Genomic DNA, 21,640 nt, shown 5'->3' with positions numbered 1-21,640 from the left:
AGATGACCAAGTCCAAAGCCCCTTTCAGCCGTGCTGAATATGAACGTCGCCTGACCAAAACCCGAACCGCCATGGCACAGGCAGGTCTGGATGTACTGTTTGTGACAGACCCGTCCAACCAAGCCTGGTTGACCGGGTATGATGGTTGGTCGTTTTACGTCCACCAAGGTGTGATTGTGACCATGGAAGGTGAGCCCATCTGGTGGGGTCGCAACATGGACATGATGGGGGGTCGTCGCACCTGCTGGATGGATCACGCAAGTATCCTCGGCTACGGCGATCATTTTGTGCAATCCACCGTCGTGCACCCGATGCAGGACTTGGCAAAACACCTCAAAGCGCGCGGCTTTACGGCCGCGCGCATCGGGGTGGAGATGGAGAACTACTATTACTCGGCCAAAGCCCATGCCGTACTTTCCGAGGAATTGCCAGACGCAGAAATGATCGACGCGACCGCGCTGGTGAACTGGCAACGCCTGATCAAATCCGGCGACGAATTGGTGTTTATTCGCAAAGCTGCGCGCATTTCAGAAAAAGTCATGAATACCGCCATCGACCGCGCCGCGCCCGGCGTGCGTAAAAACGATGTGGTGGCCGATATCATGAAAGCAGGCATTGAAGGTGTCGATGATGACTGGGGAGATTATCCTGCCATTGTACCCCTGACACCTTCGGGTTTGGATGCCACTGCCGCGCACCTCACGTGGGATGGTTCCCAAATGCGCAAGGGCGAAGCGACCTTCTTTGAGCTGTCCGGCTGCTATCGTCGATACCACGCGCCGCTGTGCCGAACCGTTTTCCTTGGAACGCCGTCAGGTGACGTGCTGCGAGCAGAAGAAGCGCAGTTGGAAGGAATCGCAGCGGGTCTTGAGGCCGCACGTGCGGGCAACCGCACTTGTGACATTGCCGACGCATTTATGACCGTTCTGGCCAAACACGGCATCGAGCGATCAGGCCGCATGGGTTATCCTATCGGCCTAAGTTATCCGCCCGATTGGGGCGAACGCACCGCCTCGATCCGAACAGAGGATCAGACCGTGCTGCAGCCTGGCATGGTTTTCCACTTCATGCCCGCCCTGTGGATGGACAGTTGGGGACTGGAAACCACGGAAACCATTCTGATACGCGAAACTGGCGCGGCTGAACCACTCTGCAACATTGAGCGCAAGCTCATCGTCAAAGGGTGATGCATGCTTGAAGACACAAAACACATCCTGTCTGACCTGATTGGGTTCCCCACCATCTCTGCTGACAGCAACCTGGACATGATCGCTTACCTGGCCTCACGTCTTGAAGACTGCGGTGCAACGGTCGAGATCATGGTTGATGACAGTGGCAAAAAGGCCAACCTCTTTGCCACTTTGGGACCAGAGGTCGACGGTGGCATTGTCCTGTCCGGCCACAGCGATGTGGTACCGGTCACTGATCAGAATTGGGCCACTGATCCCTTCGTTATGGACGAACGCGACGGACGGCTTTACGGTCGGGGCACGTGCGATATGAAGGGCTTTATCGCCGCCACCATAGCGATGGCCCCCACCTTTGCCGAGCGGATCAACGATACGCCGGTGCACTTTGCCTTTACCTATGACGAGGAAGCCGGCTGCATTGGTGCGCGCCATCTGGTCGAGGTATTAAAACAGCGCAATCTTAACCCGAAACTTGCAATCATTGGCGAGCCAACGTCGATGCGCATCATCGAAGGTCACAAAGGATGCCATGAATACAGCACACGCTTTCAAGGGCTTGAGGGGCACGGGTCCGCGCCGGATCTGGGGGTAAATGCCGTAGAATACGCTGCCCGCTACGTGTCCCGCCTTTTGGAATTGAAGGCTAAGTTGACAACTATGGCGCCTGCATCAAGCCGCTTTGATCCGCAGTGGACCACGGTAAACGTCGGTGCCATCAACGGTGGAAGCGTACACAACGTTATCGCACCTAAGGCGCAGGTCGATTGGGAAATGCGCCCGGTACAAGACAGCGACGTCAGATTTGTAAAAGACGCCCTTCGGGTCTTTTGTGAAGACGAACTGTTGCCCGCCATGCGTAAGGTTTGTCCCGAGGCGAGCATCGAAACCGAAGTAGTGGGCGAGGTCGCAGGCCTGATCCCAGAGGATACCAACGCAGCACGCGATTTGCTGATAGAACTGAGCGGAGCGAACGGCGCTGACCTTGTGCCTTTTGGCACCGAGGCTGGATTGTTTCAATCCATGGGTATGGATGTGGTGGTGTGTGGCCCCGGCTCTATCGAGCAGGCACACAAAGCGGACGAGTTTGTCTCGTTGGATCAATTGAAGGCCAGCTTAAGGTTGCTGGAAATGCTAAGCACCCGGCATGCGCAAAATTAGACGACTACGCTGACTTTGACGCGACATATTCCGCAATTGCCTGTTTGTAGAGAGCCTGAATACGCGTCATGATCGGGCGCTCCATGGTTCCGATAGGTTTTCCATCAATTGAAGCGACCGGCGTCTGCGCGCCAAACGTACCGGTCAAGAATGCCTCGTCTGCGCCGTAGGCCTCGTATAGCGAGTAGTTCTTTTCAAAGACCGGGATGCCATCGGCCCGACACAGGTCGATGACCTTTTGCCGGGTTACCCCGTTCATGCAATAATCCCCGGTCGAGGTCCAAACCTCACCGCGACGCACAATGAAAAAATTGCAGGCGTTGGTGGTGTTCACAAATCCATGCGGATCCAGCATCAACCCCTCGTCGGCACCGGCCTGCTCGGCCTGAAGGCAGGCAATGACACAGTTCAGTTTGGAATGGCTGTTGTATTTGGCATCCTGACTCATCGGCAGGCCGCGCACTTGCGGCACTGTGGCCAGGCGAATGCCTGCGCTTTGCAGGCTGTTCACCGGCTTGGAATGTTCCAGGATGATGACCAGTGTCGGGCCCGATTGGGACAGCGACGGATGTTGAAACGGCTTCACCTTGACGCCACGGGTCAGCATCATCCGACAATGCACGTCCGAGGTCATCCCGTTGGCTTGGGCCGTTGAGTTCAGGGCGTCTAAGATACCTGCCTCATCCATGCCAACATCCAGACTGACTGATTTGCAAGAATTAAAGAAGCGATCCATGTGCTCTTCGAAAAAAGCCCACTGACCACTATAGAGCCGCAGCCCTTCCCACATGCCGTCACCCAGCATAAAGCCAGAGTCATAAACGGATACCTTGGCGTCATCGCGGTGAAGCAGATCCCCGTTCACATAGATTTTTATGTCCGCATTGCGCGGATCTTCCAACGCGTCATGCGTGGTGTGAGTGTCAGTCATCTGGGTCCATCAATTGCATAGATGTTCATCGGCGATCGTCTCGCCCGGCAATTCTTTCGGATTTCGCAATTGATAGAAAGCCTAGATTTGGCCACGTCGGTCATTCGGCCGCAAACTCAGTATCTGTTGCGATCGGAACCATTTGCGTCTGGTTACCCCCGTTGAGCTTATGCACAAGTTTGGCGCGCTTCAGGTTCGTATAGCCTTTCCCAATCGCCGCGCTGCACTTGGCACACCCGTCACCGGGTCTGTGGAATAAATCCGCCCAAGGTAACGGGAACCTGCCTGTCATCAGGTTTGGGCAACAAAGCCGAGCATATCTAGCAAATCATTGGGATACCTGCAAAAATGAAGTACTCAAAGTGCGTAGTACCATCTTAAAATTGGCATTCGCTGACAGACAGCGGTCCAAACGGTTATCGTACTCGGCAAGCATCTGCAACTTTGGAGGTTTCTGAGAAAATCACATCAAAATGTGAAATGGTACCCAGAAGAGGTGCGACATTTTTGATATTAAACATTATTTATCAGTCTGTTACGGGCTGTCAAATCGAAGATGTGGACTCCCTTGAGGTGAAGGACCTACGACGCGAGGCCCGTGATCTGAAAGAAGTGGTGGCGGAACAAACACTCGAGCTCCGCCTGCTCAAAAAAAGCATGACAGGCGATGGGGGCGACCAAGAATGAGGTATCCTGCATCTGAGAAGTTGGAGATCATCAGGTTGGTCGAGGGAAGTCATCTGTCAGCGCGTCAGACGCTGGCCAAGCTGGGCATCCCGCGCACGACATTCTACCGTTGGTATGATAGGTATCTGCAGCGTGGCGAGGCAGGCCTGCAGGACCAATCACCCAAACCCAGGCACGTCTGGAACCGCATTCCTAATGAGGTGCGGCGCAAGGTAGTCAATCTGGCGCTAAAGGAGACGGAACTGTCGCCACGGGAATTGGCAGTGACGTTCACTGACAAGGAAAGTTACTTTGTATCAGAGGCTTCAGTCTACCGCGTGCTGAAGGCGCACGACCTGATCACCAGCCCCGCGTTCATTGTCATCGAGGCCGCCAGCGAGTTCAGAGACAAAACCACGGCCATCAACCAGCTGTGGCAGACAGACTTCACCTATTTCAAAGTGCTTGGCTGGGGCTGGTTCTACCTCAGCACGATCTTAGACGGCCAAACGAAAAACACCCGAGGCACGTCGCTTGCATCACAAGCAAAGAGATCAGTCATCAAAGCAATGGTTCTATGCTGAAAATCAGCAATCCAACCTTGCAAGCGTGCAGAATGAGTCACAATCAGGTCAGGCCTCTGGCTTCAAGAAAGGCCCTATGACCAAACTTTTGGGTTGGTTGGGATACAGAAGCTAGTTGGCATGATTGGAATGTCCGCTTTGATGAAACGCGACCGAAGTTCTTATTTGCAGCGAAGGTACGGATTCCACCCTTCTCGTTGTAATGTCGTACCTGCCTCTTGCGTTCCCCTGGTACCGCCAGCTCGGCTTAGTGACTTTAGTGGTCTGCCTCACGAGCCGACTTGGTGATTTAGGCTCAGGACTAGCTTTGTTGCACAAACCGTCTAATGGTCGTGCTTCCCCTCACCCCAGACGGATTTTGCCTACGGGCTCAGTGATAGGTATGCCAAGAGCAGTGTAACGGTTCAGCACGGCGATGCGGATTTGGATTTCCGCGACCTGCCTTTCGAAGTCCCTTGCSATCACAGATTGGCCGAGCAGTTTCATACAATGCATCCGCTGACCGGCAGGGTTATGCGCGGCATGATCCCGAGAGGTTTCGTTTCGACACGACTTCGGCGGTGGTATCCGCTCCAACGTCGCCACACGGTGCGGCCCAGATATCGTTGCGCATTGACCGCATGGTTACGGGCAATCGCTCCGTCACTCGTCGGTTTCCAGGGCTTGGCATTCTTGCGTGGCGGGAGCGAGCCTTGTGCGCCATTGGTTCGAGCACAATGGCGAGCGCATGGGCACCTCTGGCGGCAATCGCCTCGTGGCATTTACGCGTGTCATATGCCCCATCGGCTTTGACGCTTCCGATGTCCTGATCGGGCGGGATTTGGTTCAGAAGTTCTGGCAGCATGGGCGCATCCCCGATGTTACTGCCGGTGACTTCGACTGCCCGAACCTCCAGCGTTTCTTCATCAACTCCTATATGTATCTTGCGCCAGATGCGGCGTTTGGAGCCACCGTGCTTGCGGGCATTCCACTCACCTTCACCTTCGGCTTTGATGCCTGTGCTGTCGATAAGGAGGTCCAATGGACCCTTGGAACCTCGATATGACAGGTCCACATTCAGTGTTCTCTGGCGGCAACATAGGGTGCTGAGGTCCGGCACGGTCCAGTCCAGACCGACCAACAGCAGCAAGCTCTGGACGAACCCAGTTGTCTGCCGAAGCGGCATGCCAAACAGGACCTTCAACGTCAGACAAGTCTGAATGGCGGCGTCGCTGAATTGCTGTTGCCGACCTCGTTTGCCGCTTGGCGACGGTGTCCAAACCATCTCCGGATCAAACCAGATCGACAGCGATCCGCGCCGCTTCAAGCTGCCATTGTAAGATGACCAATTCTTGGTCTTATACTTTGTAGGGGCCCAATTGCTCATCCCCCTCGGCTATCACGCTGGATTCATACAATGAATCCCTTCAGCACATTTGTGCAACAAAGCCCCCCAGACGATAAACTCGGCCTGGTTACGGAATGCGCCGCGAATTGGCCGAACTCCTTCCGTCTTGTCCCACACACTGATGCCACGCATCGAACACCCTGCGGCTTGCATCGCTCAGGGGCAGGTCTTCAGAGCTGAGCTGCTTTGAGATGTAACTGTCGATCGTTGCGGCGTCATCATCAAGCGCTTCTGTCAGGGCTGCGTCGTTGATGGTATCGGCGGGGCCGTCCCGATCGGTCAGGACCGCGAGGTCGCGCGCCGGGATGACGTTCTTCAGATCATCGACGGTGGCATAGGTCATAATCTTGCTCCGGTTTGGTGGGGTGCCGGTCTCTCCCGGCTGTCACGGCCTGTCATCAGCTCCGTCGCTCTGATCTACTCGCTTAGGTCCCCGGTCAGGGTTCTGTCACCTTTGCCGGATCAGCCCAGGGCTTTCGCTTGGAATTCAGAGGCCCGAACGGGGGGGCACGATGGTGAACATCTTATCATCGTCGATGGCCTGAACATTCTTCTCGCCAAGCTCTTTGAGATCCTCGGCTGAGATCTTGTTCTCGCCGCCTTCCCAGCGGCGGCCGCCACGCCGACGACCATCCGCCTTATTCCATTGGCCCTCAGAAGCGCTGACGTAGTTTGCAGATATGTGTGTTCCAAATTCGCCTGGTACGCCTAAAACGCCCATTCTAAGCCTCTTTGAAAGACATTCGAACAATCGTCCAATTTGGGATCAATCGGCCCTGAACCCCCCCCTATTTCGTGGGTTCTTTCCGTATTCTTCCGCCTTCTTCGGGGCTCTTCCAGTTACTGCAATAATAAGTGTCTCACTACACTGATTGTCGTGCGACTGGAGTTTAAAGTTGGGCCGAGGTTACGTCCAACAGCCAAACCTAAGCCACCGCGTGCCTTTTTGTTTGTTCTCTGACCAAGACCCCGGTCGACTTGCGTCAACAGGGACTTAACCGGCACCGCGGGCGGTATGGTCCGGGATCGGTCGCGCACTTAGATCAAACCGCGACCCGGTATGTGTTCACCGCCTGGTGGGTCGCCTAAATTTGTGGTGCCAGAGACGACATCAGTGCGACAGTCAAATTTCAGGCATCAATTGAAAATCCAGTAGCAATCTAGTGAGTTAAGAGATGTGAAGACGCGAGCTGTGTCTTTTTGGTTGAAAGATCTGAGGGTGATCTTTCCCGATTGGTTTTGTACATCTTGTGTCCGCGAGGATGTCGTTTCACAAACGAATATGAGCAGGTCAGGAGAAGCGGGTCTGAAGTGACAGTGTGTTGCCTACCCTGTTGCACTTCCGTCCTGTGAAAATTCTCAAAATCGGCTCTGGACGTCTCCAAATGCGGTTGCTATACGGCGTGCACCGTTCCGGCGTAGCTCAGCGGTAGAGCAGTTGACTGTTAATCAATTGGTCGTAGGTTCGATCCCTACCGCCGGAGCCAAAATCTCTAAATGAGATCAATGACATAAAGGTCGCTCTTCAGGGTGATCTTTGTCGTTTTCAGGTAGCTATTCATCAACTATTCGACATCAAAATCCTTCGAAACATTCTTTTTCGTGGAAGTTGAATTGACGCCCATATACTGACAGAACAAAGCCGGGGATGTAATCATTCGAGGTCTACATGTTCTTTGGAAATTGTGTGCTATACCTAGGTCGCTGAACCAAAGGCGCGGTGCATGGTGGTTCATTCGCGGTGCAGAGCGTGAAACTTTGGATGGTAATGGCGACTTCGAGTGTAGCCTCGAAACTTCTGACGACGATATCCCGTATTAAATCAGTACAAATCGCCATGTTGCAGAGGTGTTGCAGAAAACAAAAAACCGCCCCTAGGGGCGGCTTGTTACTCTCTTGTTATCTAAGAGAGATTTTGGCTCCGGCGGTAGGGCCCGGAGCCATTTTGCACAGCGTTGATTTCAAACGATAAAATCCAGCACCGAAACTGCCAGACACCAGTTTGTGCAAAACTTTGTGCCATCGATTGTGCAAAGGCGCAAGTCTGGGAAGATTCCAGAAGTCAGAAGTGAAGACGTAATTTTCCGGTCCCGGCAGCAACGTCGGCTGCGGAAATCCCGGTCCCTGTGTCGATGTTATCCGAAGTCGATATGATAAACGAAAGTGGTGATTTCGGAGCCGCAATGCGCGCCATTACTTGATGATCATCTGATCTGGCGGTGCGGGCCAGATCCAACTGCAAAGCGGTTGTGGGGCGCCGCGACATGCGTCGGTCGATGTTAAGGGTGAGTGGTATGTATGAAGCAGCCACGGAGGTTATGAGATTGTGTGCTTGGTGAAAGAAATGTACTGATCCATGGTCTGGACATGGTGGTGACTAAAATGTACAAAAATGACTCACAGTGAATAAAAGGTACGAAGAGTGATTGTTTTGTGCGGCGGGGGTGATGATATTGTACGTGATGTTAAATTCTGTGAGGGAACTGTACGGTGATATCCCACTTTCATGGTCGAAGACTGCCAGAAGCAGGTAACCCGGCCGGTTATGCTTGGGTTGTCGATACCCACAAACTTCATATCCCTATGCCTCCGCGTCTGATGGCCGTTGCAGACCGGCATAGCCCAGTATCCACCGATGACTGGATCATGTTGCGATCACGTCAACAGCCCGATGACAACTTGGCCAATCATCTTCAACTCGCGTTCCGGTATGAAGGCATCAATCTCAGTGTACTGGATCGCCTTTTTCAGGTCGTCCCCGCAGAAGAGATCACCGAGATGGTACTGCACCATATCACCAGCACGTTTTCCCGGCGTCTGTGGTTCATCTATGAATGGATGACTGGCTCACGGCTGGATTTGCCTGATCTTGGCAAGGTCAAATATGTCAGTTTCCTCGATGAGGAACTGCATTACACCGGTATCATTGTTGAGAATTCTTCGCGCCACAAAATCCATGACAACCTGCCCGGCACGCCCGCATTCTGTCCAATTGTCCGGCGGACACCGGAACTGGTTCATCTGCTTGAAGTCAGAAACCTGACGGATGAAGCCAGTGCAGCCGCTGGCAGGGTTCCTGAAGACCTGATGCGCCGGGCCGCGGCATTCATGCTCCTTGATGACAGCAAGGCATCATTTGCCATTGAGAACGAAAAACCAACCCCCGCCCAGGGTGCCCGTTGGGGACAGGCCATCGGAGAAGCTGGGCAGCATGAGCTTTCTGTCGACGAACTTAACCGCCTTCAGCAAATCGTGATCGGAGATGCCAGGTTTGTGAGGCTTGGCGTCCGGAAGGAAGAAGGGTTCATCGGTTCCCATGATAGAACAACCATGGAGCCAATTCCATCTCATATCAGCGCGCGGTGGGAAGACCTTGATAGCCTGATGAAAGGCCTGATCGATTATGATGAGATCTCTTTGGCGCGGCATCAGCATCCGATCCTGACGGCGGCGGTGCTGGCTTTTGGTTTCGTCTTCATTCACCCCTATGTCGATGGCAATGGCAGACTGCACAGGTACCTGTTCCATCACGTGCTGGCCCGCGCCGGTTTCAATCCTCCCGGGGTCGTATTCCCTATCAGCGCGGTGATTCTGAGAAATATAGACGCGTACAACCGGGTTCTGAGAGCCTATTCCGGCCCGCTTCTGCCATTCATTGATTGGGGTGCTGATCCAAAAGGAAATGTAAAAATCGCCGGAGAGACGGCGCATTACTACCGGTATTTCGATGCAACGGAACAGGCCACCTTCCTGGCGCGTTGTGTTCAAACCACGATTGATGAAGACCTGCCACGGGAAGTCGGTTTCCTTGAAGGATATGACCGTTTCGCCACGGGGCTTGCTCGCATTGTCGACATGCCCAATAAGGAAACTGAATTGCTCAGAAAGTTCCTGGCACAGAATAACGGCAAACTCTCCAGAAGAGCACGCAGTGGCGAATTCGAGGCCCTGAGCGATGATGAGGTTGTGCAGATCGAACAGCTCTATGCTGAGAGCTGGGCGTAACACGAGAGTAAGGAACTTTGGGCAGCAATCAGGCGAAAAATCAAAAACTATCAACGCATTGTTAAATCTCCTTCATGTTCTGTTCCGATGATTTCTTCTGCCGTTGAGAGCATCCTGATGAGTGCTCTGCGGAGACATGCAAGCTCCAAAGCAATGCAGATTTCGCTCCGGCTGAGCCTCCCCAACTGAACTGGTCCACCGTTATGTTTAGGAAATGGAGGACCACGAATGGCAAACAAGAGACCGAAGCCTGAAGAGAATGTCTCGAAGTTACGGCAGGTTGAAGTTCTGATGGGGCAAGGGATGTCCCGTCTTGATGCGATCAGACAGATCGGCGTTGTTGAGCAAACTTATTACCGCTGGCGGAAGAAGTATGGTGGAATGGGTGTTGATCAATTGAAAGAACTGAAACGGCTTCAGAAAGAGAACGAGCGGCTGAGACGCGCAGTTTCAGATCTGACGCTGGACAAACTGATCCTGACGGAAGCCACAAAGGGAAACTACTGAGCCCCGCTCGTCGTCGTGCCTGCATCGATCATGTCCGCAGCCAGCTCAAAGTATCTGAGCGACGCGCCTGCCGCGTGCTTGGACAACACCGGTCCACGCAACGGCGCGTCCCACAGGGTCGCGCAGACGAAGACCGACTGGTCGCCGACATGATCGAGCTGACCCGTCAATACGGCCGATATGGCTATCGCAGGATCGCTGCACTGCTGAGAGAGGCCGGATGGTCTGCCAGCGACGGGCGGGTTGCACGGCTTTGGCGGCGAGAGGGGCTGAAAAGTGCCAATAAAGCAACCGAAGAAAGGACGGCTCTGGCTGAACCCTCTCGGGACATTGCTGCGCAATGCCCTGCCGGGCAGTGGACGGATCGTGTGTTCGCCTGAGGCCGGAGTATCGCAACCATGTTTGGTCACATAACTTCGTCCATTGCTTAACCGATGATGGCAAAGCCTTCCGGACGCTGAACATCCTTGATGAGTTCAGTCGGGAATGTTTGGCTATCAGGGTCGAGCGGAAGCTGAACTCGACCGATGTAATCGATGTCCTGACAGACCTGTTCATACTTCGCGGCGCGCCGAGTTTCATACGTTCCGACAATGGGCCGGAATTTGTCGCCCAGGCTGTCCGAGACTGGATCGCCGCCGTTGGCGCCAAGACAGCTTACATCGAACCTGGGAGCCCGTGGGAGAACGGATACTGTGAAAGCTTCAATGGCCGGTTCAGGGATGAGCTGCTCAACGGTGAAATCTTCTACAGCTTGCGCGAAGCACAAATCCTGATCGAACAATGGAGGAGACACTACAACACAAAACGCCCCCACAGTGCACTGGGCTATCGCCCGCCAGCGCCTGAAACCATCATCCCGGTGGATCAGAGGCCGATGATGCACTAACAATCAACTTGGACCAGTCAGATGAGGCTGCTCAATGGAGGAGATTGCGCAGTTTCTCGGCCATTCGGCCTCGCGGAACACCGCGTCTGTCTATGCGCGCTACAGCCCGGAACACCTACGCAAAGCCGCCAGCGCGTTGGAGTTCGATTAGGCTCAGGTTCAGCGAACCTCGGATCACTGTCTCACAACAACAAAGGTGCTGCTGGGCGCCTTGTTTTGTTGGTCGGAGTGAGAGGATTCGAACCTCCGACCCCTGCCTCCCGAAGACAGTGCTCTACCAGGCTGAGCTACACTCCGACCGTGGCGCGTGATTTATACCCCGGATTCGGCATTCGCAAGGGGAAACGTCAGGGCGATAGCGAAATTCGGAGCTCTTGCTTTTGGGCATTCTGATCGCAAATGTGGAGCGTACATGAGCGTCAACCTCTGCGCTCTCGTCGACCGCATCTGCATGATTCCGGTTGGTTTAGATATCATGTCTGCCGTGTTGAAATTCGCCGCCAGGGGTAAACTGCGTGAGATTTTGACGCGATTCATCGCGACACTGTTAAAGGGCGTTTGCAGCGGTATGCTTGGGACAAAGCGTGTGCAATCTTTGAGCGCGACGACGGTTATGATCGTGGGTTTATCTGTGCAATGTGCTGTGGGGTGAGCGACTAGGTCATCTGGTCGAGCGGCGCCGGACCTGCCATCATTGAGGGCTGATGCCGGGTGAGCAGCGGGGACCTATTCACCGGACAATGTGTGTGCATACCGACGCGTTGCGACGGTTGCAGCGAGTAGCTCCACTACGTCGAGCGTGCCTCGCATCACTACATGGACATCGTCGCGATTAAGAAGTTGCCCGCGCCAGAGAAATCCAGCGCGGGCTGATGCCGTATCAGAGGCTGTCGTTCAGAGCGGACACAATCGTGTCGCCCATTTCCGAGGTCGACAGTGGCGATACACCCTCTTCGCCCAGCAAGTCGCTGGTGCGGGCGCCATCTGCCAAAACTTTCTCGATGGCAGCCTCAAGGCGGGCAGCTTCTTCGCCCTGATCAAACGAATAACGCAGAGCCATCGCAAAGCTCAGGATGCAGGCGATGGGGTTGGCTTTGCCCTGACCGGTGATGTCCGGGGCCGAACCGTGGACTGGTTCGTACAGCGCTTTGGGACGGCCATTGGCCATCGGGGCTCCCAGCGAGGCCGACGGCAACATGCCAAGCGAACCGGTGAGCATGGCGGCGCAGTCGGACAGGATGTCGCCGAACAGGTTGTCGGTCAGGATTACGTCGAACTGTTTGGGTGCACGCACCAGCTGCATCGCGCCGTTGTCGGCGTACATGTGGCTCAGTTCTACCTCGGGGTATTCTTTGCCGACACGCGTGGCCACTTCGCGCCATAGGATACCGGATTCCATCACGTTGGCCTTCTCCATCGAGCAGACCTTTTTGCCGCGGCGCATTGCCAGTTCAAACGCCGAGCGTGCGGCGCGTTCGATTTCAGATTCGGTGTAACGCTGGGTGTTGATGCCCACGCGTTCATTGCCTTCTTCAAAGATACCGCGCGGCTCGCCGAAATAGACGCCAGAGGTCAGCTCGCGCACGATCATGATGTCCAGACCGGCAACGATGTCTTTCTTCAGCGACGAGAAATCGGCCAGCGCGTCAAAACACTGGGCCGGGCGCAGGTTGGAAAATAGATCCATTTCCTTGCGCAGGCGCAGCAGGCCGCGTTCGGGTTTCAGCGAGAAATCCAGGTCGTCATACTTGGGGCCACCCACGGCGCCCAGCAGAACCGCGTCGGCCTCTTGCGCTTTGGCCATTGTCTCGTCCGACAGGGGCGCGCCGTGCGCGTCATAGGCCGCACCGCCGACCAGATCCTCGCTCACGTCAAATTGAAGACCACGGTTATCGCCAAACCAAGTGATGATTTTGCGCACTTCTGCCATGACTTCGGGGCCAATTCCATCACCGGGAAGGATGAGGAGCGAGGGGTTGGACATCGGGGCTCTCCTTGCGTTCTGTCGCAATGGGCCTAGCGTGTGCAGCCAGAGGGGTCAATGTGACGATCCCGGCAAAAACAAGGGAAAATGACGATGCTGACACCAGGAAAACAGGTTCCTGCGCTAACAATCGAGACTTTGGGTCAGGGGACCTTTGATCTGGACAAGAATCATGGGGAGAATGGCACTGTCGTGATCGTCTATCGCGGTCTGCATTGCCCGATCTGTATCCGCCAGATGGCCGAGGTCGAGGCAGCGCTGGATGACTTTGCGGTGCAAGGGATCGAGGTGGTCATGATCAGCACCGATACCAAGGATCGCGCCGAGCAGACGGTTGAAAAGGCGGGCACGTCGAAGTTGCGGGTCGGGTACGAGTTGTCGCTTAGGGCGGCGCACGAGGATTGGGGGCTGTGGATTTCATCCAAGCGCGAAGGGTCGGCCGAGGCGGATCTGTTTGCCGAGCCTGGGCATTTCTACATCGCGCCGGATCGGACGCTGTATTTTGGGTGGCAGCAATCGACGCCATTTGCGCGGCCATCGACAGCGGACATGCTTGGCGGCATCAAATGGGCGTTGGAAAACAAATATCCGCCACGCGGTGCTTATACCGGCGACTTGCCGTCCTGAACGGCCAGATGTTCTGTCACCAGTAAATCCCAGACCCTGCGAATACGTGGGGTCTGGTGCATCGCTTGGGGGGCTGCCAGCCAAACCTCGAGCGGTGGAATGTCTAGGTTGAGGTCCAGCTTTGCGACCGTCGGGTCGGCCTCGGCCACGGATGTCTGGCAAAACCCGATGCCACAGCCTGCACGCACCAGTTGCCAATAGGCGCTTTGGTTGTCGCAGCGCACCGGGAATTGTGAGCGGGTCACAGAGTAACCCATCTGCTGCATAGTCTGGATGATCAGGTCGTTACTGTCATAGCCGACGATGTCATGATCAAACAGATCATCGGGTTTCACGGGATGCCCCTTGCGGGCCAGATAGCTGTGCGCGGCATAGGCTCCCAGTTGGATGCTGCCCACGCGTTGCGCCACGATGTCGAGCTGTTTGGGGCGATACATGCGGATGGCGATGTCGGCCTCGCGGTAGAGCAGGTTTTCGGTCGCATCGGTGGGGACCAGTTCCAGTTGGATGCGCGGTTCGGCAGTTCTGATCCGGGCCAGGATTTCGGGCAAGACGTGGTGAGACATGAAGACGGATGCGGTCAGGCGTACTGTGCCGCTTAGGTCCTTGGATTGCCCCGCTGCCGTCAACGTCAGGGCCTGCATCGCGTCGTGCATTTGTTGCGCCAGCGGGAGCAGGCGGCCTCCGGTATCGCTCAGGCTCAAGCCACGGGCATGTCGGTCGAAAAGGGACACCCCAAGGGACGTTTCAAGCGCCTGAATTTGCCGTCCCAAGGTGGGCTGGCTGCGTCCCAGGGCACGAGCCGCGCCCGAGAGAGAGCCATGTTCAGCGACAGCAACAAAGCTTTGGATCAGGGTCCAGTCGGTTGAGGTGAGTGTGTTGTCCATTCACCAATGAATACATGATCTGCATTTGGGGGCAATTCATAGTGTTGATGTGAATGGGTACCTTTGGGCCATGCAAAGGAGGACTTCCATGACCAGAACCGTACTTATTCTTGGTGCAACAGGCCGATTTGGCCGCAATGCAGCTGAACAATTTTGGACTGCCGGGTGGACCGTCAAAACCTTTGATCGCAGTCGCGACAGTCTGAACCTGGCCGCGCAAGGGGCCGATGTGATCGTGAATGGTTGGAATCCAGCCTATCCTGAATGGGCCAAAACCGTGCCCCGATTGCATGCCCAAGTGATCGAGGCGGCGCGGCTGAGCAAGGCCACGGTGATCGTTCCGGGCAACGTCTATGTCTACGGCGCTGACACGCCTGCGCCCTGGTCTGAGGCCACGCCGCATCAGGCCCAAAACTCGCTTGGGCGCGTTCGGGTTAAGATGGAGCGCGCCTATGCCAAATCCGGTGTGCGCACGATAATCCTGCGGGCTGGGGATTTCATTGACTCCCAGGCTTCGGGCAATTGGTTCGACATGATTATGGCCAAGAAGCTGTCCATGGGTCGGTTTGTCTATCCCGGCGACCCGGATATCGACCACAGTTGGGCCTATCTGCCGGATCTATGTCGGGCTGCGGTGCAATTGGCCGAGATGCGGCATGATCTACCGCAATTCTGTGATGTTCCGTTTCCGGGCTACACCGCCAGCGGTGCAGATATGGCAGGGCATCTGGGGGCGATCCTGGGACGCAAGGTGGTGGTCAAACGGATGAACTGGCTACAGATCAAGTTGATGCAGCCGGTTTGGCCGCTGGCGAGGTGTCTGGTCGAGATGAGCTATTTGTGGCGCACAGCTCACAGTCTGGATGGGGTCCGGTTTCAGGAGGTGCTGCCCGCTTTTCAGGAAACGCCGATTGAGCAGGCTTTAGCCTCGGCCATTCCGGCCTCACTCTTTGGCGATCAGATCAACCCAAACCAACCGGTGGCGGCTGGCACCTAGGGCAATCTCATTACCTGCCTCGCCCTCGGCGGGCCAGTAGACGCCGGAACCTTGAACGGTCCAATCGCGCGACGGCAGGACGTAATCGACCCGCAAACGCCCGACGCCGTCCCAATCAACGGTGTCGGTTGCATTGGGGCTGCGGTGCCCTTGATCGGGTGCGGTGGCGGCCCCGTCGCTGGTGGGGGCGGGGTCTTGCAGGCGCGGGTCGTCTAGCAGGCCTTGAACCACCCCGCCATAGCCATCGCTGTCCCATGGGTCCAGGTTGGTGCCGCCTAACAGGACAAGGCCGTGTGGCGGGGCAGGGCCAAGTGTGCCGTCCAGGAACAGCGACCAAAAGCGGTTTTCATCCCGGTTGCGCAGCCCGTTGCGATCCTCGGGCCCGTCAAACACGGGCGGCCCGGCTTGGGATGTCAGCAGGTGGATGCGGCCCACGGGGGTTTTGATCGACACGACCCAATGCCCGGCAGAGGACAGACGTTGTATGTCTTGCGCGGCTTGGGACGGGAAGGGCGCGCCGTCGCGTTGAGGTAGACGCGCGCCGGGGAGGTCTTTCCACAGCAGGGCCGAAAAGTCCTGCACCCTGCCATGGTCGATTGGATAGCGGGACAGGATGACCATGCCGTTCTGACCGGTGAACTTGCCGTATCCCTGTGCATCTCCCGGCCCGCCCAAACGACCATCGCCGTCCAGGTCCAGATCAGTCATTATTCCGCTGTTGGGTTTCAGCGCCAGACGGTGTGGGTAGGGGGTGCCTGCATCGGCCAAGGCCCTGGCCAGCGCATCCAGCGTCAGCCCATCATGATCCCAATCCACGCCCTGCATCGCCAGAATGTCGGGTGAGGTCCGGGCGATGACGGCCAAGACATCAGCAATTTGCTTGTCCTTACCCTTTTGCAGATCGCGCAGCAGCTGGCCGGGGCCATCGCGGGACAGTTCGGTGTTGAAACTTGCGATGCGCAGCGGCTCGGCTGTGATCATGCCGGGCAAGAGTGTCAGCGCAACCAGCAGCCACTTCATGCGGTTTGCACGGCCTCGGCGTTGGCGTAGGTGCGTCTGCGCTTTTCTTCAATCAGGTCCGAGACACGCAGCATTGCCATACCACGCATGATCATCGACGCTGGCAGGAAGGCCCAGGCGCTCATGGTCCATATCAGCGTTTGCGGATTGTCCAGCATGATGGGGTTGACCAGATCGGCAGTTGCTTTGACGACTGCAGGGATAAAGAACGGGAGCAACACGCCCAGGACGACGTTAATCCGGCCGTCCCGTTGCAGGCGCGAGACCACGTCGCCGCCTGTGGTAGGGTCGAACAGGGGCAGGTTGATCCAGACGTTGAACGCCCCGTTGCCGACTGGCCAGCCACGTACGCGGACAGCGATGTAAAAGGCTGCAACAGTTGCCAGGGCCACCACATACGAGACGCCTGCCGCGATGCGGACCGAGTTCACGGTGCTCAATGTTGCGTGGTCGGGCAGCATCAGCACGACCAAGCGCACTGGAGAAAACGGGAAGTCGACCAAATGTGCGATCAAAACGCCCATCCCTGCAAAGAGCGTGGTGACATTGGTGGGCGCGTATTTGTGTTTGCAAATCAACGTAAGCAAAACCACCATCGACATCAGCGCGATGAACCGAAGGCGGTTCAACGGTGGGGCATCGCGGAATTCGATGAAGCTTGGAAAGGTCGAGTTGTACTCGGCAAAAGTCAGCACAAATGCAAGGATCGCGAGCAGAACCACGATCTCGGGAGAGTCTGTTGTGTAGCCCGGCAAATATAGCGCAGGGGTGACCACCATCAAGGCCACCAGTATCCCGCGCAAAGCCGCGCCCGTGATGCGTGCAATCACTGTCCGAATCCCTTCAAACTGGACAGGCCGATGCGTTGCCGAGCCTTTGTTCCAACTTGATCAAACCCCGAAGGGTCCGTGCCTCATTTTGGCCCCATTTGTGCCGCCATTTGGTCACCCACTCAAGTCACCGACCCACGAAATACCTGATTTCAGGCGAAAAGATGGCAAGACTGGTGCCTCTTTGCATCATTGGCAGAGCAGAAATTGGGCATCCCTGCGCCTCGGCACTAAATGTTGTGGATATTGTGGCAAGGGCCGCAAAATGCAAAAAGGCCACATCGAAATGCGGCCCAAGTGCTTGGAAGCATTTATCTTGATCTGAAGCTTAAATCAGACCCAAGGACGCGCTTGAGCGGCTTGCTCTTCGAATGTGTCGATCGAACCAACTTTCTCCATGGTCAGCCCGATGTCATCGAGACCTTCGAGCAGGCAGTGCTTTTTGAATGCGTCAACGTCAAAAGTGATGACCTGACCGTCCGAAGTGGTGATTTCCTGTGCTTCCAGATCGATGGTCATGCGCGCGTTCGCGCCTTTTTCGGCGTCGGCCATCAGCACGTCGACCTGCTCTTGGGGCAGAACAATGGGCAAGATGCCATTCTTGAAGCAGTTGTTGAAGAAGATGTCGGCGAAGCTTGTCGAGATTACACACTTGATGCCGAAATCTGCAATCGCCCAAGGCGCGTGTTCGCGCGACGACCCGCAGCCAAAATTGTCGCCTGCCACCAAAATTTCGGCGTCGCGGTACTGCGGCTTGTTCAGCACGAAATCGTCGATCTCCGAGCCGTCACGGTTATAACGCATCTCGTCGAACAGGTTTACACCAAAGCCGGTGCGTTGGATCGATTTCAGAAACACCTTGGGGATGATCATGTCGGTGTCGATGTTGACGAGCGGCATTGGCGCGGCAATGCCTTGGAGTTTTTCAAACTTTTCCATCAGAGTTTTCCTAGCTTCTGCTGCTTCACCCCGGTCAGGTCAAAACCGATGTCCTGAACCGCCCGGGCGATAAAGCTGTTTTCTTGGGGTCTGTGTGTTTTGTGATACCAGCGGACCATCGAGTGATAGAGATGGACCGCCAGCGTGTTTTTGGTATTCCAATGGTCTTCGACACAATGCCCGCTGAACAGAACGTCGGTCATGACGCCGCGCAAGGGATAGAAGACCTCGGGTTTTTGTGCGTGTTTGAGCTCGCCGAATTTGCGCATGGTATAAGCCAGCGCACGGGGTCCGACCGAAGGGCGTCTGAGTTCAAAGGCCCGCAGCAACCGCTTGCCCGGAGGGGCTTTGGCGATTTCTGCTTGGTCTTCTGCACTCAGCCAGGGCGTGATCCATTCCGGATCTGCGAACCAGTCCAGCAGCGTGTTCAACGTCTGCGAAGTTTTGGGCAAACGCAGAACGGCACCGTTGAGCGACCCTGAGGGTTCGAACCCGACGTGGTATTCAGCGACCTGCATCGGCTGGACGGCCAGCATGTCGGTGTCGATCCACACCATGTCCGTCTGCTTCAATAGATGAAGCCGGAACAGATCCGACAGCATCGACGCAGGTGCATCTGCATGCCCAGCCGGGGCCGGATCCCAGATGTCGGTGATCGGTGCCGTGCGAACGCCCGGAGGAACAGTCGGGGCCGTGTCTGCCATAAAAAACAGCACGACCTCATGCCCATGATGGGCATAGCTGGCCAGGCACAATTTGTGCAGCCAGTTCAGCTCACCTCCAACCCACAGGCTGGCGACGGGCGGCAAGGACGTACTGAATGACATTCACTACCTTTTTGCTTACGTCGGCCTGTGGGTCTGTCCGGTGAACCGGAGTCAGATCAGGCCGATCCGGAGTCCTTTTCGGCGCCACGCATGAACAGCGCGGCAAAGAGCAGGCCAAAACCGTTGAACAACATTTCGATGCCCAAGAGGATTCCAACCAGGTTCAGCAGCCATGCGGGTTCTGCCGCCGCGTTGGTCCAGATGATACCGGCCAGCACGATGGACAGAACGCCCGAGATGATTGTCGGCCAGAAATACGCAGTGCCGCGCATCTGGAACGACAGGATAACCCGGGCAATACCGCCAGCCATGAACAGGATCAGAATCAGCATTGCCAACGAGATGGTGCCCTGCAGCGGATGAGCCAGGAATGACCAGCCAAGGAACAACATGATCGCGCCCATCAGGATGGACAGGATCTTGTTTCCCATGCCTTCGACCGTAAAGCCGCCAACCAACTGCAAACCGCCACTTATCAGCAACAGAACGCCGGTGATCGCGGTTACCGCGATCGAGGCCACGACCGGCGCGCCCAGGATGAACACGCCAAATACGATGGATAGGAGCCCCAATAGGAGCAGTTTCAGCCAATCACTCATGTCTCTATTCCTCTCAAAAATTCATATTTGAGTGGAGCTTACACCAGTTCACGCACGTCTGTCAGCCGTCCTGTAAGTGCCGCTGCGGCAGCCATGGCCGGGCTCACCAGATGGGTGCGGCCCTTGTAGCCCTGACGTCCCTCGAAATTGCGGTTCGAGGTGGCGGCGCAACGCTCGCCTTCGGACAGCTGATCGGGGTTCATCGCCAAACACATGGAACATCCCGCAAGACGCCATTCGAAACCGGCCTCTTTAAAGATTTCGGCCAGGCCTTCTTCTTCGGCTTGCAGGCGGACAAGGCCCGAACCCGGAACGATCATGGCGCGCATGCCGTCCTTGATCTTCTTGCCTTTGACCACTTCGGCCACGGCGCGGAAATCTTCGATCCGGCCATTGGTGCACGAACCGATGAACACGGTGTCGATTTCAATGTCGGTCAGTTTCTGACCCGGTGTCAGGCCCATGTAGTCAAGCGAGCGACGGGCTGCTTCGACTTTACCGCCCTCAAAGTCTTCCGGAGATGGAACAACACCGGTGATCGGCAGAACATCCTCGGGCGAGGTGCCCCAAGTGACGACCGGCTGAATGTCTTCGCCTTTAAGCGTGACGACCTTGTCGAAATGGGCGCCTTCGTCGGTGAAGAGCGTTTTCCACCAGTCAAGCGCGGCTTCCCACTGTGCGCCTTTGGGGGCGTGGGGGCGGCCGTTGACATAGTCATAGGTGGTCTGGTCGGGTGCGATCAGGCCGGCGCGTGCTCCGCCTTCGATGGCCATGTTACAGACGGTCATGCGCCCTTCCATCGACAGATCGCGGATCGCTTCTCCGCAATATTCGATGACATAGCCGGTGCCGCCGCCGGTGCCGGTTTCACCGATCACGGCCAGCGTGATGTCCTTGGCAGTCACACCCGGCATCAGTTTGCCGGTGATTTCCACCTTCATGTTCTTGGATTTCTTTTGGATCAGCGTCTGCGTCGCCAGAACATGTTCAACCTCGGATGTGCCGATGCCGTGGGCCAGCGCGCCAAACGCACCGTGAGTCGCCGTGTGGCTGTCACCACAAACGACTGTCATGCCGGGCAGGGTCCAGCCCTGTTCGGGGCCAACGATGTGCACGATACCCTGACGGATGTCGGACACGGGATAATAATGAACGCCGAATTCCTTGGCATTCTTGTCCAGAGCTTGAACCTGAATGCGTGATTCTTCGGTCATCTGGTTGGGATCTTCGCGGCCCTGCGTTGTCGGCACGTTATGGTCCGGCACAGCGATGGTCTTTTCCGGTGCGCGCACTTTGCGACCAGTCATGCGCAGGCCCTCAAAAGCTTGTGGGCTAGTCACTTCGTGAACCAGGTGGCGGTCGATATAAAGCAGGCTGGTGCCGTCTTCGGCTTCATGCGCAAGATGCGCATCCCAGATTTTGTCATAGAGTGTCTTGGGGGACATGTGGTCCTCTCCCGTGGTTTGGAAATAGCTGGCGTTGGGTGGCTGGATGCCGCTTATAGGCGGGCCAGAACCGTGCGGGCAGCCCCAAAGAACCGCTCGCGCAGGCGGGCACGGTCTTGCAGATAGATGCATGAGGCGTAAACGGGTGTCATGGCCCCCAGATACAGG

General features: G+C 56.2%; 18 protein-coding genes, 2 tRNA genes and 3 pseudogenes. 9 read left to right on the top strand and 14 right to left on the bottom strand.

All coding sequences use genetic code 11. The features are described 5' to 3' along the window. Positions 1 to 2 precede the first annotated feature (2 nt). The gene (locus tag G6R15_RS13805; RefSeq protein ID WP_164660548.1) at positions 3 to 1,187 is read left to right on the top strand and encodes a M24 family metallopeptidase; all 1,185 of its coding nucleotides are present in this window, start codon (positions 3 to 5) and stop codon (positions 1,185 to 1,187) included. Positions 1,188 to 1,190: 3 nt separating this feature from the next. Continuing rightward, entirely contained in the window at positions 1,191 to 2,348 is a 1,158-nt protein-coding gene (gene argE, locus G6R15_RS13800) for an acetylornithine deacetylase (RefSeq protein WP_164660547.1), read from the top strand. A 4-nt stretch (positions 2,349 to 2,352) separates the two neighbouring features. On the opposite strand, the gene G6R15_RS13795 is transcribed toward argE, so the two are convergent. Then, complete coding sequence (locus tag G6R15_RS13795) at positions 2,353 to 3,279, bottom strand: aminotransferase class IV (protein WP_164660546.1); 927 nt, start codon at positions 3,277 to 3,279, stop codon at positions 2,353 to 2,355. 570 nt (positions 3,280 to 3,849) lie between these two features. Here G6R15_RS13795 and G6R15_RS13790 point away from each other — a divergent pair. Further along, positions 3,850 to 4,514, top strand: a pseudogene (locus tag G6R15_RS13790) (helix-turn-helix domain-containing protein); the annotation flags it as partial. 357 nt (positions 4,515 to 4,871) lie between these two features. Here G6R15_RS13790 and G6R15_RS13785 read toward each other — a convergent pair. The 3 genes and pseudogenes from G6R15_RS13785 to G6R15_RS13775 form a co-directional block, all read right to left on the bottom strand. Then, positions 4,872 to 5,895: pseudogene (locus G6R15_RS13785) on the bottom strand (IS5 family transposase). A gap of 88 nt (positions 5,896 to 5,983) precedes the next feature. Continuing rightward, the gene (locus G6R15_RS13780) at positions 5,984 to 6,259 is read right to left on the bottom strand and encodes a phage protein Gp36 family protein (RefSeq protein ID WP_164660545.1); all 276 of its coding nucleotides are present in this window, start codon (positions 6,257 to 6,259) and stop codon (positions 5,984 to 5,986) included. 144 nt (positions 6,260 to 6,403) lie between these two features. Then, positions 6,404 to 6,637, bottom strand: a complete 234-nt coding sequence (locus G6R15_RS13775) for a hypothetical protein (protein WP_164660544.1) — start codon at positions 6,635 to 6,637, stop codon at positions 6,404 to 6,406. 691 nt (positions 6,638 to 7,328) lie between these two features. On the opposite strand from G6R15_RS13775, the gene G6R15_RS13770 reads away from it, so the two are divergent. From G6R15_RS13770 to G6R15_RS13760, 3 genes and pseudogenes are all read left to right on the top strand, one after another. Further along, positions 7,329 to 7,403, top strand: a tRNA-Asn gene (locus G6R15_RS13770). A 1,111-nt stretch (positions 7,404 to 8,514) separates the two neighbouring features. Beyond that, positions 8,515 to 9,921 carry a Fic family protein gene (locus tag G6R15_RS13765; RefSeq protein ID WP_240336767.1) on the top strand — a complete coding sequence of 469 codons (1,407 nt, stop codon included), beginning with the start codon at positions 8,515 to 8,517 and terminating at the stop codon, positions 9,919 to 9,921. A 228-nt stretch (positions 9,922 to 10,149) separates the two neighbouring features. Further along, positions 10,150 to 11,317: pseudogene (locus G6R15_RS13760) on the top strand (IS3 family transposase). Positions 11,318 to 11,537: 220 nt separating this feature from the next. Here G6R15_RS13760 and G6R15_RS13750 read toward each other — a convergent pair. Further along, positions 11,538 to 11,614: transfer RNA gene (locus G6R15_RS13750), tRNA-Pro, on the bottom strand. A 115-nt stretch (positions 11,615 to 11,729) separates the two neighbouring features. Here G6R15_RS13750 and G6R15_RS13745 point away from each other — a divergent pair. After that, the gene (locus tag G6R15_RS13745) at positions 11,730 to 11,969 is read left to right on the top strand and encodes a hypothetical protein (protein WP_164660542.1); all 240 of its coding nucleotides are present in this window, start codon (positions 11,730 to 11,732) and stop codon (positions 11,967 to 11,969) included. A 228-nt stretch (positions 11,970 to 12,197) separates the two neighbouring features. Here the strand turns inward: G6R15_RS13745 and leuB are convergent, their stop codons facing one another. Next, a complete protein-coding gene (leuB, locus tag G6R15_RS13740; protein WP_164660541.1) occupies positions 12,198 to 13,301 on the bottom strand; it encodes a 3-isopropylmalate dehydrogenase in 1,104 nt (367 codons plus the stop codon). Positions 13,302 to 13,394: 93 nt separating this feature from the next. Here leuB and G6R15_RS13735 point away from each other — a divergent pair, with 93 nt between their 5' ends. Next, on the top strand, positions 13,395 to 13,928 hold the full coding sequence (locus G6R15_RS13735; protein WP_164660539.1) for a redoxin domain-containing protein: 534 nt from the start codon (positions 13,395 to 13,397) through the stop codon (positions 13,926 to 13,928). On the opposite strand, the gene G6R15_RS13730 is transcribed toward G6R15_RS13735, so the two are convergent. Further along, complete coding sequence (locus G6R15_RS13730) at positions 13,904 to 14,815, bottom strand: LysR family transcriptional regulator (protein WP_164660537.1); 912 nt, start codon at positions 14,813 to 14,815, stop codon at positions 13,904 to 13,906. The genes G6R15_RS13735 and G6R15_RS13730 overlap by 25 nt on opposite strands. An 88-nt stretch (positions 14,816 to 14,903) precedes the next feature. Here G6R15_RS13730 and G6R15_RS13725 point away from each other — a divergent pair, with 88 nt between their 5' ends. After that, entirely contained in the window at positions 14,904 to 15,812 is a 909-nt protein-coding gene (locus tag G6R15_RS13725; protein WP_164660535.1) for a sugar nucleotide-binding protein, read from the top strand. Here G6R15_RS13725 and G6R15_RS13720 read toward each other — a convergent pair. From G6R15_RS13720 to G6R15_RS13690, 7 genes are all read right to left on the bottom strand, one after another. Beyond that, positions 15,759 to 16,832, bottom strand: coding sequence for an endonuclease/exonuclease/phosphatase family protein (locus tag G6R15_RS13720; protein ID WP_164660533.1), 1,074 nt, complete (start codon positions 16,830 to 16,832; stop codon positions 15,759 to 15,761). The genes G6R15_RS13725 and G6R15_RS13720 overlap by 54 nt on opposite strands. Beyond that, on the bottom strand, positions 16,829 to 17,662 hold the full coding sequence (locus G6R15_RS13715) for a hypothetical protein (RefSeq protein WP_164660531.1): 834 nt from the start codon (positions 17,660 to 17,662) through the stop codon (positions 16,829 to 16,831). Before G6R15_RS13715 ends, G6R15_RS13720 begins: the two co-directional genes overlap by 4 nt. 333 nt (positions 17,663 to 17,995) lie before the next feature. Beyond that, complete coding sequence (gene leuD, locus G6R15_RS13710) at positions 17,996 to 18,601, bottom strand: 3-isopropylmalate dehydratase small subunit (protein WP_164660530.1); 606 nt, start codon at positions 18,599 to 18,601, stop codon at positions 17,996 to 17,998. Then, entirely contained in the window at positions 18,601 to 19,428 is an 828-nt protein-coding gene (locus G6R15_RS13705; RefSeq protein ID WP_164660529.1) for a hypothetical protein, read from the bottom strand. The genes leuD and G6R15_RS13705 overlap by 1 nt, the downstream gene beginning before the upstream one ends. A 56-nt stretch (positions 19,429 to 19,484) precedes the next feature. Further along, on the bottom strand, positions 19,485 to 20,027 hold the full coding sequence (locus G6R15_RS13700) for an HdeD family acid-resistance protein (protein WP_164660527.1): 543 nt from the start codon (positions 20,025 to 20,027) through the stop codon (positions 19,485 to 19,487). A 38-nt stretch (positions 20,028 to 20,065) separates the two neighbouring features. After that, positions 20,066 to 21,472, bottom strand: a complete 1,407-nt coding sequence (gene leuC / locus G6R15_RS13695; RefSeq protein WP_164660525.1) for a 3-isopropylmalate dehydratase large subunit — start codon at positions 21,470 to 21,472, stop codon at positions 20,066 to 20,068. Positions 21,473 to 21,525: 53 nt separating this feature from the next. Next, positions 21,526 to 21,624 carry an isopropylmalate isomerase gene (locus G6R15_RS13690; protein ID WP_235820224.1) on the bottom strand — a complete coding sequence of 33 codons (99 nt, stop codon included), beginning with the start codon at positions 21,622 to 21,624 and terminating at the stop codon, positions 21,526 to 21,528. Between the last annotated feature and the right edge of the window lie 16 nt (positions 21,625 to 21,640).

It is taken from the genome of Tropicibacter sp. Alg240-R139, from assembly GCF_900537075.1.
In the GTDB taxonomy this organism is placed as follows: Bacteria; Pseudomonadota; Alphaproteobacteria; order Rhodobacterales; family Rhodobacteraceae; genus Falsiruegeria.
Note: the sequence above shows the minus strand (reverse complement) of the source record. Positions and strands in the feature narration are given on the sequence as shown.